This window comes from Microbacterium sp. sgz311019, assembly GCF_056135325.1.
Genome location: NZ_JBWAXO010000005.1, coordinates 166,876 through 182,076, shown reverse-complemented (window position 1 = coordinate 182,076; position 15,201 = coordinate 166,876). Strand labels below are relative to the sequence as shown.

The following is a 15,201-nucleotide window of genomic DNA, read 5'->3' as shown; positions in this document are numbered from 1 at the left end:
GTCAAAATCAACCATGGTCAGAGAGTCGGCACTGCGCTTCGGGGCACAGACGGACGAGGTGACGAGCCTGCTGCGGATCGTCAACATGGTGCGGACAGGCGAGGCATCCACCCGCCCCGAGATCGGACGGCTCACCGGGCTCGGTCGCGGCGTCGTGACCCAGCGCGTCGAGGCCGCGATCGACATGGGCTTCCTGGAGGACGGCGCCTTCGGTCCGTCGTCGGGCGGCCGCGCGCCTCGAACCCTGGGCTTCCGCGCGGATCGCGGGCTCATCGTGGTCTGCGCGCTGGGCGCGCTGCACATCCACGTCGGGGTCGCGTCCCTGCACGGCGAGATCATCGCGCAGGCGCACCGGGCCTGGGACATCGCCCGCGGGCCCGCCGAGACGCTCGAGGCCGCCATCGCCATGGTCGACACGCTTCTCGCCGACACCGACGGCCGCCCGGTGTGGGCCGTGACCGTGGGAGTGCCCGGACCCGTCGACTTCGAGTCGGGCACCGTCGTCGCCCCGCCGATCATGCCGGGCTGGAACGGCTTCGACGTGCGGCGCCGATTCGAGCAGCACTTCCAGGCGCCCGTCTGGGTCGACAACGACGTGAACATCCTGGCGCTCGCAGAGCGGGTGCACCGCAAGGACGACGCCGTCGACCTCATCTACCTGAAGGTGGGCACGGGCATCGGCGCCGGGCTCCTCTCGCACGGGCACCTGCACCGGGGCGCCAACGGCGCGGCCGGAGACATCGGGCACGTCCGCGTCGGCGACTCCGAGGTGGCCTGCCGCTGCGGCAAGGTCGGCTGCCTCGAGGCGGAGGCCGGCGGCTGGGCGCTCGTGCGGGATGCCGAGAAGGCCATCGACGACGGCGCCGTCGGAGCGCTCGCCGCTCTGCGCGACGCCGGCGAACCGCTCACGCCGGAGCAGATCTGCCTGGCGGCGCGCGACGGTGATGCTCTGGCGATCTCGCTCGTGCAGCGGTCGGCGCGGCTCGTGGGAGAGTCCATCGCCGCGCTGGTCAACATGTTCAACCCCGCCGTGATCGTGATCGGCGGGGCGATGGCCAGCGCCGGAGAGATCTACCTCGCCGGCGTCCGCCAGCGGGTCTACGAGCTGTCGCTCCCGCTCGCGACGCGGGACCTCGTCATCCAGCCCTCGAACAACGACGTGACCGAGCCGTTGCGCGGCGGCGCCGAGCTCGCGATCGAGCAGCTGTTCGACGCGACGTTCCCCCGCTGGTTCGCCTCCGGACGGCCGACGATCGAGGGCGTCCGCGGGCTCTGACCCCGCGCATCCATTCTCTACTTCTTCTGTTTTCAGACGTAAGTGTGTAGGTTGTGATCTGAAGTAGCGATCACGAGGAGACCGCATGCTGCCGATCCTGCGCGACGATGCCCTGGCCTCGACCGACGACGGGATCACGCTGCGGCTGTGCCTGCCGTGGATCCGCTCGCTGCCGCTGTCGTGCGTCAGGGGCCTCACGGTCGCCGTCGACGGCCGGCCCATCGAGGTCGTCGCGTCCTTCGACGGGCGCACGGTGGCGCCCGAGGACCTCGGCGACGAGGACGGCTGGTGGTTCGTGCAGGACCGGCTCGTGCTCGACAGTGAGCGGATGCTGAGCCCCGGCGTGCACGACGTGTCGGTGTCGGTCCGCCTCGTCATCCCCTATCTGCCCGCCGGCCCCGACGCCCCCCTCGTGCTCCCGTTCCACGCGGAGTCCGCCCTGCTTCTCGATGCGCCGCACGCCGCGCGTCCGGAGCACGGCTCCCAACCGCGGAGAATCGCGCCGCAATCGAAACTGTCCGCAGCACTGCCCGGCGGCTGGACGCTCGGCGCCAGCTCGTTCAACTGGACGCCGGATGTGATCACGGCCGACCGGCCGGCTCCCGACATCGCCGTCGGGATCGTCGCCGACGGCGTCGCGAACGTCATCGAGGTCGAGCTCGGCCAGCTCTGGCGATCGTTCCCCGACCCGACGGACGCGGATGCCGACGCCCTGCGGACGGCGCTCGCCGCCGTCGGCGGATCCGTCAGCATCGTCGGCGCGAGCATCGACGACTGGCGCAACGCGACCCGCCGACGCAGCGAGGACGAGCGCCTCGCCTTCCTCATGCCGCAGCTGCGGGCCGCGCATCGCCTCGGCGCGCAGGGGGTGCGCCTGCCCATCGGACAGGCAGGCCTCGAGCTGCTCCAACGACTGCAGCCCGCCCTCGAGCAGCTCGACCTCGTTCTCTACGAGGAGGTGCAGGGTCACCAGACGCCCGGGGACCCGTCGGTCGCCGGCGCATACGAGACCATCGCCCGGCTCGACGACCCCCGCATCCGGCTGCTCGTCGACATCAGCATGCTGATGCCCGCGCTTCCGGTCAGCTACCTGGCGCTGCTGCGCGCGGGCGGGGTGCCCGCATCCCTCGTCGACACGCTCGAGTCGGACTGGCGCGATCCGGCGACCGACGCCGCTGTCATCGACCTGTTGCGAAGCGGCGGAGTACCGCCGGCCGTGCACACGGCCTACATGAACCTGCTCGTGCGGTTCGGGCGATCGGATGCGGCGGACCTGCGCGGCATCCTCCCCCTCACCGGGGCGTTCCATCTCAAGTTCTGGGACCTCGACGACGCCGACGGTCGGGTGTCGTCGCCGATCCGGGACCTCGGCGCCCTGCTCGCACAGCTCGGCTGGCGCGGCTCGCTCACGAGCGAGTGGGGCGGCCACGAGTGGCTCGACCTCGATGCGACCGCGACCACCCGCGCCCACCTCGCCCTCGCCCGTGGGGCGCTGGCGGAGGGCGCGGCGACCGCTCTGCCACCTCGATGACACGGCACCCGGGTGGGAGGAGTCAGCGGGGTTGCAGGCCGGCCGCCCGGTAGATGTCGTCGACGATGCGCATGGTTCCCACACCCCGGTCGGCGTCGAGGATGCTGGGCGAGCCGTCGGCGAGCACCGAGACGAGGTGCTCCAGCTGGCGGGTGTAGCTGTTCTCGCCCTCCGCGGCCTTCTCGTCCACCACGACCTCGTCGCCCGCCGTGACCCGCAGCGTCGCACCCCACTGCGGGACGATGACGCTCGTGGCCTCCAGCTGAGCCGCCGACCCGGCGATCCGCAGCGACATGGCGCCCTGGTCGTCGCCGATGAAGGATGCCCGCAGGTACGCGGGCGCACCCGACGGCAGCCGCAGCACGGCGTCGGTCTGGAGGTCGATCCGCGGGTCGTCCTCGTACAGGCGTGCCGCGGCCGACTCGACGACGGGCTCGCCCCAGGCGGCGCGGATGAGGTCGACCGCGTAGCATCCGACGTCCATGACGGCGCCGCCGCCCAAGTCTCCGTCGAGGCGGATGTTGCCCGGCTTCACGACGAAGTGGGGGATGCTGAAGTCGACGTCCACGCGCTCGATGTCGCCGAGTGCACCCGACGCGATGACCTCCAGCAGCCGCCGCGTGAACGCGTGCAGGCGGTAGTGGAAGCCCACGAACGCGCGGCGGTCTGTCGCCGCGGCGGCCTCCGCGATCGCGGCGGCCGTCGTTCCGTTCACCGACAGCGGCTTCTCGCACAGGACGTGCTTTCCCGCCTGCAGTGCACGCACTCCCCATTCGGCGTGCGTGATCGGCGGCAGCGCGAGGTACACGAGGTCGATGTCCGGATCGGACAGGATCGCCTCATAGTCGCCGTGCTTGGGCAGGTCCAGCCGTTCGGCGAACGCCCGCGCACGTTCCGGATCGCGCGCGCCGATCGCGACGACCCGGGCGCCGTCGACCTCACGGGAGGGTTCGACCATCGCCCGCTCGGCGATGCCGCCGGCACCCAGGATGCCGATCCTCAGTTCGGATGCCATCGGTCAGCCCTCGTGGTTGTAGTACGGCCAGGGCAGGAAGCGGCGGTCGCCCCGCCGGTCGGGGCCGTCGAGGGTGACCTCGCCGGTCGCCGTCCACTCCACGCCGCGCGGGAACATGCGGATGAACTCGATCCGGCGGAACGTGTCGATGTCGTGCCCGATCGTGATCGTGAACGAGCGGCCGGCGCCGTACTCGTTGATCCAGGCGATGGGCTGGTCGGTGTTCATGCCGGGCAGGGCCGCGATGCCCTCCGGCGGGATCGCCACCGGGTAGTGCGACATCGGCCAGATCGGCGCCTTCTCGTACGACTCGAGGTCGTCGTAGGTCGTCAGCAGCACCTGCGCGCCGTCGGCGATCTCGACGCCGGTCAGGATGTCGTCGCCCGTCACCGTCCACCGCGCGCTGATGCCCTCGGTGATGGCATGGCGCGGTTCGACGGTGTCGAGCTGCGCCTCACCCCACGGGCGCGGGCGCAGGCCGCCGGCGACCGTCATCCGCGAGCCGCGCATGACGTTGTACTCGTCGGGGTACCCCCAGTCGTCCTCCTGAGCGGCGGATCCGTGGAACCACACGATGCCCTTGCCGTCGTCGTGGACGAACTTCAGGAGCGCCGCATCCGTCTCCGCGCCGAAGCCGACCGCCTTCTCGTGGTACCCGTCGCGGCCCTCGAAGACGACGATCACGACGTCGTACCTGTCGATGATCTCGGCGCCGAGACCCCGAGGATCCTCCACGACCCGCACCGTGAAGCGGCCGGTGTCCTCGAGGAGGGTCGTGATCCACTCGTTGTGCCTGCGGAAGCTGCGGTGCTCGTTGTCATGCTCGCGGGTCATGTGACCCGACAGGATGAGGACGCGCAGACCGTCCGATTCGTGCTGTGCCATGTCGTTCATACCCGGGCGACGCGCCTCTCGACGATCGGCTGCAGCACCTTCTGCACATACCAGCCGCTGACCATGGCGCTCTCGGCGGGCCGCGGGCTCTGGTCCGACTCGACGACGATCCAGCCCGAGTACGAGGAGTCGGCGACGGCCTGCGCGAAGGCCTCGAAGTCGATCAGTCCGCCTTCATCGGTGGGCTCGAAGAACCAGCGCTCGATCCGCCGGGCGCCGCCTTCGGTGCGCACGAACTGCTCGGCGTGGGGCGTCAGCGCTTCCGCGTCGTCGACGACCTGGCGCGCGTTCTTGAGCTGGATGTGCCGTACGCGGTCGGCATGCCGACGGAAGAACTCCACCGGCTCGATGCCGGCGACGGCGAGCTCCGCCGTGTCGAGCGCGAGGCCGACGTGGTCGGGATCGGTGGCGGCGAGGAGCCGGTCGATGCCGTCCTCGAGGCGCAGCGCGGACAGGAAGTCGACGTGCAGCGCCAGTCGCACGTCATGCTCGGCGATACGGCGGCCCACCTCGTCCCAGAGCGCGGCGAGCATGCCGATCTGCTCATCGCTGAGGGCGCCCGTCTGCCACGCGGAGCCGGCGGGACGCACGACGAGGACGTCGCCGCCGAGGCGATGCACAGCGTCGGCGAACCACAGCGCGGTGGCGACGATCTGCTCGCGCGCATCAGGGTCCAGCGGATCGGGACCGCGGCCCATCTCCACATCGAAGCCGACGGACGGGTCGTAGACGTAGCTGCTCACGGCGTCGAGCGCGCACTCGGCGAGGAACGAGCGCAGATCCTCGAGCGATCCGTAGAGGTGCGCGATCTCATCGGGGCTGCCGAACGGCTCCCAGGGACCGAAGCTCACCGCCGTCAGCTCGACCCCGCTGAACCCGCTGATCGAGATGGTCTTGAACGCCCGCTCGTGGTCGCGCCGGCGAACGAACGCATCGATGTTGGTGTCCCACTGGTTGAGGGCGTAGCCCCACCGGATGCCGCTCACTTCGCACCCTCCTCGTAGATGCCGTCCAGCACGTTCTTGGCGTACCACCGCGCGATCGCTGTGCTCTCGGAGTAGTCGCCGCCGAGCTTGTCGGCCTTGTCGTGCTCGACGCTGATCCAGCCGGAGTACCCGTGATCGCGCACGGAGCGCATCATCGATTCGAAGTCGACGAGACCCTCGGCGGTGCCCATCTCGTAGAACCACTTCTCGGTCGTGACGGCCGAGAGCTCGGCATCCGGCCAGAGTCGGTAGTCCTCGTTCACGTCCTTCGTGCGCGTGTCCTTGAAGTGGAACCCCGTCACCCGATCATGGTGGGCCTCGTAGACGTCCACCGGGTCGACATCCGCGATGCAGTGCTGGGCGGTGTCCACGAAGAACTTCACGTACTCCGGATCGGCGTAGTCGTAGAACGTGTCGATCTGGGCGCGCGTGCGGATGCCGCCGTAGAACTCGTGGTGGCACGTGAGGTTGACCCCGTACTCCTGCGTGATCCGTCCGACCTCGCCCCACACGTCGGCCGCGTGCTTGAGCCCGTCGTCACTGACACCTACCTCGTCGAAGTACCTCGAGCCCGGCATGACGATGATGTTGTCGAGCTGGATGCCCGACCACCTGTCCATCGTCACCTTGAAGTCCTCGAGGATCGTCGGATGGGTCGCGGGGACCTCCGGGGCGTACCGCTCTGGCGTGTAGTAGACGCCGTGGAACGTGTTCACGATGCGCTCCAGCCCCTGCTCCTGCACGAACTCCTGGTAGTTCGCCACGGACCCGTACTGCTCCAGGATCTGCCAGAACCGGAAGTCGAACGTGTCGATCGCGTCGAATCCGACGGCTGCGACCTGACGCAGGAACCGGGTCATCGCGAGCCGGGAGTGCCATTGATCGATCGGGCCGGCCGGACCCTGGCTGCGCCAGTGGTCCATGTAGCTCCACTTGATCTTCGGGGGCGCGGTGGTCGGCGTCGTCATCGTCATGTCTGCTTTCGTGTGAGTGGAGAGGAGCCGACCCCGCCGGCCGGGCGACCGGCTACTTCGTCGAGAAGGCGGCGTCGAAGGCGGCGGCGGGCGGGGTGATGGCGTTCAGCTCCCGGACGAATGCGATGGCCTCGGGTGCGCCCTGGAGGCGGTCCATGCCGGCGTCCTCCCACTCCACGCTCGTCGGGCCGGTGTAGCCGATGAAGTTCAGGGCGCGGAAGATCGGCTCCCACGGCACCTCGCCGTGCGCGGTGGAGACGAACGTCCAGCCGCGGCGCGGGTTGTTCCAGGGCAGGTGCGAGCCGAGCACGCCGTTGCGGCCGTCCAGGTTCGTGACGGACTCCTTCACGTGCACGTGGAAGATGTGGTCGGCGAAGTCGAGGATGAACGCGACCGGGTCCAGCTGCTGCCACATGAAGTGCGACGGGTCGAAGTTGATGCCGAAGCTGGGCCGGTGCCCGATCGCGTCCAGCGTCGCCTTCGCGGTCCAGTAGTCGTACGCGATCTCGGACGGATGCACCTCCAGCGCGAAGCGCACCCCGACCTCCTCGAACACGTCGAGGATCGGGTGGAACCGGTCGGCGAAGTCCTGGTAGCCGGCGGCGATCCACTCGTCGGAGGCCGGCGGGAACATCGCCACCGCCTTCCAGATGCTCGACCCGGTGAAGCCGGTGACCGTGGTCACGCCGAGCTTCGCGGCGAACCGTGCGGTCATCTTCAGCTCCTCGGCCGCGCGCTGCCGCACACCCTCCGGCTCGCCGTCGCCCCACACCCGGTCGTTCAGGATGTCGCGATGCCGCTCGTCGATCGGGTCGTCGCAGACCGCCTGACCGGCGAGGTGGTTGGAGATCGTCCACACCTTCAGGCCGTTGCGCTCGAGGATGTCCTTGCGGGACTGGACGTACTCCTCGTCATCCCACCGGCCGACGTCGATGTGGTCGCCCCAGCAGGCGATCTCCAGGCCGTCATAGCCCCACTCGCCCGCGAGGCGGGCCACCTCCTCGAACGGCAGGTCGGCCCACTGACCCGTGAACAGCGTGATCGGACGCGTCATTGCTACTCCTTCGTGTGTGGCGGTCGCCACGTGTCGCCGCGCGGGGCTCGCTCGCCGAGCAGTCGCGCTCAACCGCCAATGGATGTGGATGCGGGCACGCCGACGCGCACCCACGAGGAATCCTTCGCCGCGCTCTCCTCGATGGCGGACAGGACACGCTGCACGCTCAGCCCTTCGTCGAACGAGGGATGCGGGTCGGTGCCCTCGTGGATCGCGGCCACGAGGTCCACGACCTGGTGGGTGAAGCCGTGTTCGTAGCCGAGCATGTGCCCGGGCGGCCACCAGGCGGCGACATACGGATGCTGCGCCTCGGTGACGAGGATCTTCGTGAACCCCTGCCGGTCGGCGGGCGCGGTGCGGTCGTAGAACTGCAGGCTGTTGAGGTCTTCGAGGTCGAACGCGAGCGCGCCCCTGTCACCGGACACCTCGATCGTCAACGCGTTCTTGCGGCCGGTGGCGAACCGGGTCGCCTCGAACGAGACCAGGGCACCCCCCGACAGACGTCCCGTGAACAGGGCGGCGTCGTCGACCGTGACGTCGCCATAGCCCTCGGCCGCGGTGCCCGTGAGACCCGAGCCGCCCCGATGAGCGGTTTCGAGCAGGGGGCGCTGCTTCACGATCGTCTCCACCGTGCCGGACACGGCATCCACTGTCTGACCGGTCACGAACTGGGTCATGTCGATGATGTGCGCGCCGATGTCGCCCAGGGCGCCCGAGCCGGCGTGCTCCTTCTGCAGCCGCCAGGCCAGCGGCATCTCCGGGTCGACGAGCCAGTCCTGCCGGTACGCGGCCCGCACCTGCTGCACCCGGCCGATCACGCCCTCCTCGATCAGGTCCCGCAGGAACGTGACGGCGGGCACCCGCCGGTACGTGAACCCGACCATCGCCTTCGCGCCGCGCGCGGCGGCCCGGGCCGCCGCGGCGGCCATCGCCTCGGCCTCCTCGACCGAGTTCGCCAGCGGCTTCTCGCACAGCACGTGCTTGCCGGCATCCAGCGCGGCGATCGCGATCTCGGCGTGCGAGTCGCCCGGCGTGACGATGTCGACGATGTCGATGTCGTCGCGGCCGATCACCTCGCGCCAGTCGGTGGCCGACTCGGCCCAGCCCCAGTGCGCTGCGGCCTGTGCGACCGCATCCGCGTTGCGGCCGACGAGCACCGCCATCTCGACGTCCTCGGGCAGATCGAAGACGTGCGGCGCCTGCCGCCAGCCCACCGAGTGCGCGGCGCCCATGAAGCCGTAGCCGATCATCGCGACGCGCAGTGTCACGACAGCACGACCTCTCGCTCCACCGGGACGCGGTTGGTCACGTAGCGGCCGGGGCCGCCGTCCTGGCCGGGCATGATCTGCATGTAGAGCAGACGCATCGTGAGCACCACCTCGACGGTGAGCCTCTCACTCGCTCCGGGCACCTGGTCCAGCAGGATCACGACATCCGGGCGATCGGCGACGAACCAGAGGGTGTCCCACTGCTCGGGGAGCTCCTCGATCCGGTACGACCGTCCGTTCAGCTCGAACCGCAGGCGGTCGCGCGGGATCGCCGTGCCGTTGACGGTCGCGTCGACGCCGTCGACCGCGGAGAGCCAGAGGCTGCGGTACCAGGGCAGCTGCACCGACACCGCGATGCCGTCGGGACGCCGGGTGACGTCCTTCTCGGAGAAGAGGGAGTTGTGGGTTGCCATGGCGCTTCCTTACGCGAAGGTGTCGGTGAACGTGTCGTGCGGAGCCGGCGGGGCGGGCTCGAGCCTCTGCACGGTCTGGGGGCTGTAGGGGTGGTTCGTGCTCGGAACGGGCTCGTCGGCCGGCGGCATGAACACGGGCTTGCCGTCATCTCCGAAGTACATGAGGTCGAGGTCGAACGCGCCCTGGTTCTTCAGGCCGAAGCTCACCCAGTTCTCCTCGAACGGAGCGCGTGCGAGCTCGTAGCAGCGGAACTTCCAGAGCTTCCACTCGCCGTCCTGCTTCAGGAAGTCGATCGCGTACTTGCACCACACCCAGTGCGCCCAGACCTTCTTGCCGAGCACCTCGTCGGGCGAGTACATGTCGGGGAACGCCTCGGCGACCGCAGGATCGGTCAGTCCCGACTCGGTGCCGGCCATCAGCCACACGCCCTTCGCTGTCTGGCCGTCGGCCGCGACCTCGATCACGGGCGTGGTCGTCGCGTGCAGGATGAGCTTGCCCTCAGGCGCCGGCCGATCCCGGTGGTAGCGGGTCACGCTCTCCCACGTCGTGTACTGACCGGCGTTGGTGTAGCGGGCGCGGATGCCTTCCGTGCCCTCCGCGACCCACAGCGGGATGATCTGCTCGTCCTGGAACGCGTTGTGCAGGTACATGTAGCGGTTGAAGAGGTTCTCCACCTGGCCGCGGTCCTCGGCACGCTGGGCGAGGCGCCGGGCATCGGCCACCTCTTCGCGCAACCGGGCGAGCTCGGCCACGAGGTGGGCGACGGATGCTGCGCCCTCAGACATTCGCCTGCTCCCTCGCGGCCACGGTCTCCTCGATGGCACGGCGCATGAGCGCGTGCTGCTTCTTCACGAGGTCGATCGGGTCGGCCTCGCCGAGGTCCTGGAAGGCGTGCCCCTCCCACTCGCTCGAGAGGAAGCCCCGGTAGCCGCCCTCCACGAACTGGCGGACGATGCGCGGGATGTCCATCGCCGGCTCTTCGCCGTCGGCGCCGATGTCGTAGAACTTCGCGTGGACGTGGAAGATCTGCGGCATGATGTCGAGCCACTCCTCCGGCGGCACGAGACCGTGCATGTTGAATGCCAGACGCGTGAAGGGGCCGAACCGCAGCGGGTCGACACCCTGTGCGGTCAGATAGTCCTCGAACTTCTGGTTGCGCACGTGCATAGGCGTCGGCTCGTGCCAGATCTCGTCCATCACGACGAAGTGCTTCTCGTCCATGCCCATCTTGGCCAGCTGCGCGAGCAGCGTCGGCGACAGGCTGTGCATGGTCGACGAGAAGTCGGCCGTGAAGCCGAGGCGGTCGCTGCCGAGCTCGTCGTACAGCTCGCGGATACCGAGCACCTTCGGGTCGTTCGGGCCCTGCGGCGCGTGGATCTCGTAGCCGAGGCGCAGGTCGTAGTCCTCGGCGAGCGGCAGGAGGCTGCGCAGCAGCTCCCGGCCCGCCGACCGGATGACGACGCGCGTGAAGCCGAGGGTGTGCGCGGTCTTCAGCTGCCGGGCGAGGAAGTCGTGCTCCTCGTCGGGCGTCATGTCGCGGTCCTTGCGGCGGCCCATATCGAGGTTGGTGCCCACCGCGCTCGGCTCCAGACCGTACTTCTCGAGCGAGTCGAACCACAGCTTCACGAAGTCGCTGTCGACGTCCGGGTACGTCCGCAGCAGCTGGGCGATGTTGAACTCGACACCCGGTCCGATGCCGTTCTCGGCCACGGCCGCGATCAGCGTCTCGGGCGTGTAGAGCCCGGCGGCGAACTCGCTCGTCATCGAGTAGAGGGTCGTGCCGAGCTCGATGCCGGTTCCGGCGATCCCGTCGGTCGTCATGCGCGTGCTCCTTCTGTGTCGGGCAGCCAGGCTTTCAGCTGCGCGCGGGCGTCCGCGGCATCCGTCACCATGCGGCTTCCGGCGTCCTGTGCAGCCGAGCGCTGCACCTTCTGCTCGCCCGCGATGATCTCGAAGGGCGACTGCCAGTGGTTCCAGTGCCATCCCTCGTACTCGCTCGAGATGGCGCCGTTGTAGCCGTTCTCCACGAGGAGGCGGACGAGGTCGCGCACGGGCACCGAGGGCTCCTCGCCGGAGTCGTCGATGCCGAAGAACTTGCCGTGCACGTGCGTGACCCAGGGCATGATCGCCAGCCAGTCGTCGACCCGCGCGGGACCGAACAGGCCCGTGCCGTTGATGCCGAAGTCGATGCCGAGATCCGGGCGGCCGTTCTCGGCCGCGAGGCGGATGAACGCGCCCATGCGCTGCGCGTGATCCTGCTGGTCCGTCGGCGGACCCTGCTCGTAGTACGAGTTCCACAGGTCGACGACTCTGCCGAGCAGCACCTCCGATGCGCCGCGGCGGCGGTAGGCCTCGATCAGCGACGGCGCGAAGCCGACCGTCGTGGCGCCCCAGTCCATCGTGAAACCGAGGAACGGCGAGCCGACCTTCTCGAAGCGATCACGCAGGGCCCGGATGCGGGGATGCGAGGCGTACTGGTCGGCGTGCACCTCGAGCGCGAGGGTGACGCCGTAGTGCTCGGCCACCGGCGCGAGGGCCTCCATCGAGTCCGGCTCGATGGAGATCTGCACGCGCGCGATCGGGAAGCCGAGCTTCGCAGCGGCCTCGATCTGGCGGCGCATGTACTCGATCAGCTCGTCCTGGTTCAGGAGGCGATCGCGGTGGATGCCGATGTCGGCGTTGATCGCGAGCGACGTCTGCACGAGACCGGTCTCGGCGATGAGGGCGCGGAACCAGTCCGCGTACGCGTCGTCGATGTGGGGGAAGCCGCGGAAGCTCGAGAAGCCGATGATCTCGAGGCCGGGGCCGAAGCCCTCGGCCGCGGCCTTGCGGATCAGGCCCTCGAGGTCGTACTCGCGGCCGTGGAACGCACGCGTGAAGCTGTACAGCGTCACGCCCTGGATCGGGGTTCCGAGCGTCATGCCGCCACCGCCTTCATCCTCTTGCTGTCGTGCTCCTCGATGTGGAGCACCTCGTTCTCGCCGATGACGATGTAGGGGATGTACAGGGTGAGATCGACGCTCACCTCGTGCTCGGCGCTCGGGTCGACGGGCAGGTCTCCGGAGAGCACGGCGGAGTCCATGGGGAACCACCACTCGTCGACGTCGTCGATCATCTCGGCGAAGGTGCGGGTGCGGCCGTTCATCTCCCAGCGCAGGGAGTCGGCCGGGGCGGCCACGCCGTCGATCGTCAGCCCGGCTCCCGCGATGCAGGATGCCGGAAGTGCCCGATACCAGGGGATGCGCACCTCGACGGCGGCGCGAGACCCATCCGTCCGGAGCGTTCCCTGCTCGATGATGCGATCGGGGATCACAAGTCCTCCTCGACTTAAATCTTGTTTCTGCAGTCTATTGTTGTAAATCGACATAAGCAATATCGCGGGCCGGATGCCGGTCATCGATGCCTCTTATGCGGCGGTGGGAACGCTCGCTCACCGACCGGGTCAGGCGAGCTCGTGCGCGATACGGCGGGCGCCGCGGACCGCGAGCGCGACCGACGTGAGCGTCGGGTTGCAGGCCGTGGCGGTCGGGATGACGCCGTTGCCGGCGACGAACACGCCGGGGGCCGACCACACCTCGCTGTCGGGACCGCACACGCTGGTGCCGTCATCCGTCGACCCCATCCGCACGGTCCCCTGATAGTGCAGCGAGGCACCGAGGGGCATCGTGAACGGGCGCTCGTCGATGGGCTCCCCCACCGCCTTGCCGAGACGCACGATCTCCGCGCGGGCGCGGTCGAGCACCTCCCGGTCGCGCGCGGTCAGCCGGTAATGCAGGCTCATCGCCGGCATGCCGTATGCATCCGTCTCCTCGTCCGAGAACTCGACGCGGTCGTCCCACTGCAGGTCCTTCGCGGTGAACAGGCCGAGGCCCACGATCGACCCCGGAACGGCGGGATCGTCCTCGGCGAGCGGGACGGGCGAGGCATCCAGCTGCATGATCTGGCCGTGCCACGGCTCGGCATCGGTGAACGGCACCCAGCTCACGCCGCTCTGCTCGCTGAGCGCGCCGGCGACGATGTCGTTCTCGTCCGACTGACCAGCAGGAGCGGCGGGAGCGGACCCGCCGGGGGCGGCATCCCGGATCCGCGAGGCGAACACGACCTGCGACTGGTCGTTCAGCATGCGACCGAGTGCCGCGGGGCGGATGACGGAGGCGAAGAGCACCTGCGGCGTGCGCAGCGCGTCGGCGGCGACGACAACGAAGCGGGCTCGCACCTCGTGCACCTCTCCGGTGCGCTGGTCGCGCACCTCGACGCCGGCCGCCCGGCCGCCGTCGAGGAGCACGCGGGTCACGAGCGAGTCGTCGAGCAGGGCGAAGTTCGGGTTCCGGCGGGTGACGTCGCCGAAGACGACGTCCGAGCCGGACCACACAAGACGGCCGTCCTCCCGGCGGTGCACGGCGAGCGGCATGCGCTGGACGCGCCGGTCGGCCGGGCGCCCGGAGTCGACGGCTGCCGCGAGGCGATCGCGCACGAGCTCGGTGAAGGGCGCGCCGTCGAAGGCGTGCGTCGTGACGCCGAGCAGACGGTCGCCCTCGTCCAGCAGCTCGTCCAGGTCGTCCAGGAACGCGATGCGCTCGCTCTCGCCCGGGCGCGGGCACGCGCCCGTCCAGTGCGCGCCCATGCCGCCGACGTTGCTCGAGAATGCGGCGACCGGCAGGCCGTCCTCGCCGGGGAACGCGAAGCCCTCGTCGAGCAGATACGTGCCGGGCCGTGCCATGCGGTCGCCCGACTTCACGGCGCCCGGACCGTTCACGGTCGCGGCCTCCGCACCGGGCCCCTGCGACCGGTGCTGCGCCGCGGCGCGGGTCACGGCATCCTCGATGTTCTTCACGTGCGCACCGGGCGGGTCCGACACCGTCGGGCCCACCTCGAACATGGCGACCATCGCCTCCGGCGCCTGCTCGCTGAGGATGCGGGCATACACGGCGCCCGTCGGACCACTGCCGACGATGGCGACGTCGACGGACTCCGGGTAGCGGCTCACGCGGACACCGCCAGCTCTCGGATCAGGGCGACGGATGCGGCGGACTCCTGGGTCGGGTAGTACTCCAGGCCGATCGGCCCGTCGTAGCCGGAGCCGCGCAGGATGCCGAGGCGCTCCGCCCAGTCGAGACTCCCCGTGCCGGGCTCGCCGCGGCCGGGGGCGTCCGCGAGCTGCACGTAGACGACGAGACCGCCGGCGTTCGCGAGCTCGGCGGCCATATCCTCGCCCTCGACGGCCGAGTGGTAGATGTCGTACAGCACGCCGAAGAAGGGCGAGTCGACACCGCGTGCGACGTATACGGCCTCGGAAGTCCGGTCGAGCAGCGAGCCCGGGTGGTCCACCCGCACGTTGACCGGCTCGAGGGCCAGCGTGATCCCGGATCCGTCGATCTGCGCGATCGCCTTCCGGTAGATCTCGATGAGCTTGTCGAGCTGCACCTGGCGCTTCCAGCCCCCGAAGCCCGTCCCGCTTCCGACGACGATGCGGGGGCAGCCGAGGTCCTGCGCGATCGCGACACCCTCGTCGAGCTTGCGGTAGAACTCCGAGTGGTCCCATGGCGGGATCATGAACTGGGTGCGGGGCTCGGACAGCTGGGCCGTGAGCTTCGTTCCGGTCTCCTCGAGCGCCGCCTTCAGCGCCGGGAGGTCCTTGGGCGTCGCGGGCGCGTCGGCACCCGTCGGCCCCCACATCTCGACGGCGGTGAAGCCCGCGGCGGCCGCCGCGCGCACGCGGTCGTGGTAGTCGCCGGCCTCGGTGAACAGCAGCTCGATGTTGGGTGCGAGCTCGTACATGGGGGTCCTCC

Annotated in this window: 15 protein-coding genes; 2 read left to right on the top strand and 13 right to left on the bottom strand. The window is 69.7% G+C overall.

Translation table 11 applies throughout. The features are described from left to right. The first annotated feature begins 13 nt into the window (after nt 1-13). Nucleotides 14-1,276, top strand: coding sequence for an ROK family protein (locus tag AC0NZN_RS09805; RefSeq protein WP_474592111.1), 1,263 nt, complete (start codon nt 14-16; stop codon nt 1,274-1,276). A gap of 85 nt (nt 1,277-1,361) precedes the next feature. Beyond that, a complete protein-coding gene (locus AC0NZN_RS09800; RefSeq protein WP_474592110.1) occupies nt 1,362-2,807 on the top strand; it encodes a hypothetical protein in 1,446 nt (481 codons plus the stop codon). A 22-nt stretch (nt 2,808-2,829) separates the two neighbouring features. Here AC0NZN_RS09800 and AC0NZN_RS09795 read toward each other — a convergent pair whose 3' ends face one another. The 13 genes from AC0NZN_RS09795 to AC0NZN_RS09735 form a co-directional block, all read right to left on the bottom strand. Continuing rightward, entirely contained in the window at nt 2,830-3,822 is a 993-nt protein-coding gene (locus AC0NZN_RS09795) for a Gfo/Idh/MocA family protein (RefSeq protein ID WP_474592109.1), read from the bottom strand. 3 nt (nt 3,823-3,825) lie between these two features. Further along, nucleotides 3,826-4,707: a ThuA domain-containing protein gene (locus AC0NZN_RS09790; protein WP_474592108.1), complete on the bottom strand. Its 882-nt coding sequence runs from the start codon at nt 4,705-4,707 to the stop codon at nt 3,826-3,828. Nucleotides 4,708-4,712: 5 nt separating this feature from the next. Then, nucleotides 4,713-5,702 (bottom strand): sugar phosphate isomerase/epimerase family protein, encoded by a 990-nt coding sequence (locus tag AC0NZN_RS09785; RefSeq protein WP_474592107.1) that lies wholly within the window; start codon nt 5,700-5,702, stop codon nt 4,713-4,715. Beyond that, a complete protein-coding gene (locus tag AC0NZN_RS09780) occupies nt 5,699-6,670 on the bottom strand; it encodes a sugar phosphate isomerase/epimerase family protein (protein ID WP_474592106.1) in 972 nt (323 codons plus the stop codon). The genes AC0NZN_RS09785 and AC0NZN_RS09780 overlap by 4 nt, the downstream gene beginning before the upstream one ends. Before the next feature lie 58 nt (nt 6,671-6,728). Continuing rightward, nucleotides 6,729-7,730, bottom strand: a complete 1,002-nt coding sequence (locus tag AC0NZN_RS09775; protein ID WP_474592105.1) for a sugar phosphate isomerase/epimerase family protein — start codon at nt 7,728-7,730, stop codon at nt 6,729-6,731. A gap of 68 nt (nt 7,731-7,798) precedes the next feature. Then, nucleotides 7,799-8,980 carry a Gfo/Idh/MocA family protein gene (locus AC0NZN_RS09770; RefSeq protein ID WP_474592269.1) on the bottom strand — a complete coding sequence of 394 codons (1,182 nt, stop codon included), beginning with the start codon at nt 8,978-8,980 and terminating at the stop codon, nt 7,799-7,801. Between the two features lie 14 nt (nt 8,981-8,994). After that, nucleotides 8,995-9,411 (bottom strand): C-glycoside deglycosidase beta subunit domain-containing protein, encoded by a 417-nt coding sequence (locus AC0NZN_RS09765; protein ID WP_474592104.1) that lies wholly within the window; start codon nt 9,409-9,411, stop codon nt 8,995-8,997. 9 nt (nt 9,412-9,420) lie between these two features. Further along, nucleotides 9,421-10,197 (bottom strand): nuclear transport factor 2 family protein, encoded by a 777-nt coding sequence (locus tag AC0NZN_RS09760; RefSeq protein ID WP_474592103.1) that lies wholly within the window; start codon nt 10,195-10,197, stop codon nt 9,421-9,423. Continuing rightward, entirely contained in the window at nt 10,190-11,233 is a 1,044-nt protein-coding gene (locus AC0NZN_RS09755; protein WP_474592102.1) for a sugar phosphate isomerase/epimerase family protein, read from the bottom strand. Before AC0NZN_RS09755 ends, AC0NZN_RS09760 begins: the two co-directional genes overlap by 8 nt. After that, complete coding sequence (locus AC0NZN_RS09750) at nt 11,230-12,333, bottom strand: sugar phosphate isomerase/epimerase family protein (RefSeq protein WP_474592101.1); 1,104 nt, start codon at nt 12,331-12,333, stop codon at nt 11,230-11,232. The genes AC0NZN_RS09755 and AC0NZN_RS09750 overlap by 4 nt, the downstream gene beginning before the upstream one ends. Further along, nucleotides 12,330-12,725 (bottom strand): C-glycoside deglycosidase beta subunit domain-containing protein, encoded by a 396-nt coding sequence (locus AC0NZN_RS09745; RefSeq protein ID WP_474592100.1) that lies wholly within the window; start codon nt 12,723-12,725, stop codon nt 12,330-12,332. The genes AC0NZN_RS09750 and AC0NZN_RS09745 overlap by 4 nt, the downstream gene beginning before the upstream one ends. Before the next feature lie 129 nt (nt 12,726-12,854). Beyond that, entirely contained in the window at nt 12,855-14,399 is a 1,545-nt protein-coding gene (locus AC0NZN_RS09740) for a GMC oxidoreductase (protein ID WP_474592099.1), read from the bottom strand. Further along, nucleotides 14,396-15,190 carry a TIM barrel protein gene (locus tag AC0NZN_RS09735; protein WP_474592098.1) on the bottom strand — a complete coding sequence of 265 codons (795 nt, stop codon included), beginning with the start codon at nt 15,188-15,190 and terminating at the stop codon, nt 14,396-14,398. The genes AC0NZN_RS09740 and AC0NZN_RS09735 overlap by 4 nt, the downstream gene beginning before the upstream one ends. Nucleotides 15,191-15,201: the final 11 nt, after the last annotated feature.

Bases quoted from the DNA above. Each gene is read 5' to 3' on its own strand.
- AC0NZN_RS09765 (WP_474592104.1), bottom strand. From the start codon at position 9,411: ATGGCAACCCACAACTCCCTCTTCTCCGAGAAGGACGTCACCCGGCGT.
- AC0NZN_RS09805 (WP_474592111.1), top strand. From the start codon at position 14: ATGGTCAGAGAGTCGGCACTGCGCTTCGGGGCACAGACGGACGAGGTG.
- AC0NZN_RS09780 (WP_474592106.1), bottom strand. From the start codon at position 6,670: ATGACGACGCCGACCACCGCGCCCCCGAAGATCAAGTGGAGCTACATG.
- AC0NZN_RS09790 (WP_474592108.1), bottom strand. From the start codon at position 4,707: ATGGCACAGCACGAATCGGACGGTCTGCGCGTCCTCATCCTGTCGGGT.
- AC0NZN_RS09735 (WP_474592098.1), bottom strand. From the start codon at position 15,190: ATGTACGAGCTCGCACCCAACATCGAGCTGCTGTTCACCGAGGCCGGC.
- AC0NZN_RS09750 (WP_474592101.1), bottom strand. From the start codon at position 12,333: ATGACGCTCGGAACCCCGATCCAGGGCGTGACGCTGTACAGCTTCACG.
- AC0NZN_RS09760 (WP_474592103.1), bottom strand. From the start codon at position 10,197: ATGTCTGAGGGCGCAGCATCCGTCGCCCACCTCGTGGCCGAGCTCGCC.
- AC0NZN_RS09770 (WP_474592269.1), bottom strand. From the start codon at position 8,980: ATGATCGGCTACGGCTTCATGGGCGCCGCGCACTCGGTGGGCTGGCGG.
- AC0NZN_RS09755 (WP_474592102.1), bottom strand. From the start codon at position 11,233: ATGACGACCGACGGGATCGCCGGAACCGGCATCGAGCTCGGCACGACC.
- AC0NZN_RS09800 (WP_474592110.1), top strand. From the start codon at position 1,362: ATGCTGCCGATCCTGCGCGACGATGCCCTGGCCTCGACCGACGACGGG.
- AC0NZN_RS09795 (WP_474592109.1), bottom strand. From the start codon at position 3,822: ATGGCATCCGAACTGAGGATCGGCATCCTGGGTGCCGGCGGCATCGCC.
- AC0NZN_RS09775 (WP_474592105.1), bottom strand. From the start codon at position 7,730: ATGACGCGTCCGATCACGCTGTTCACGGGTCAGTGGGCCGACCTGCCG.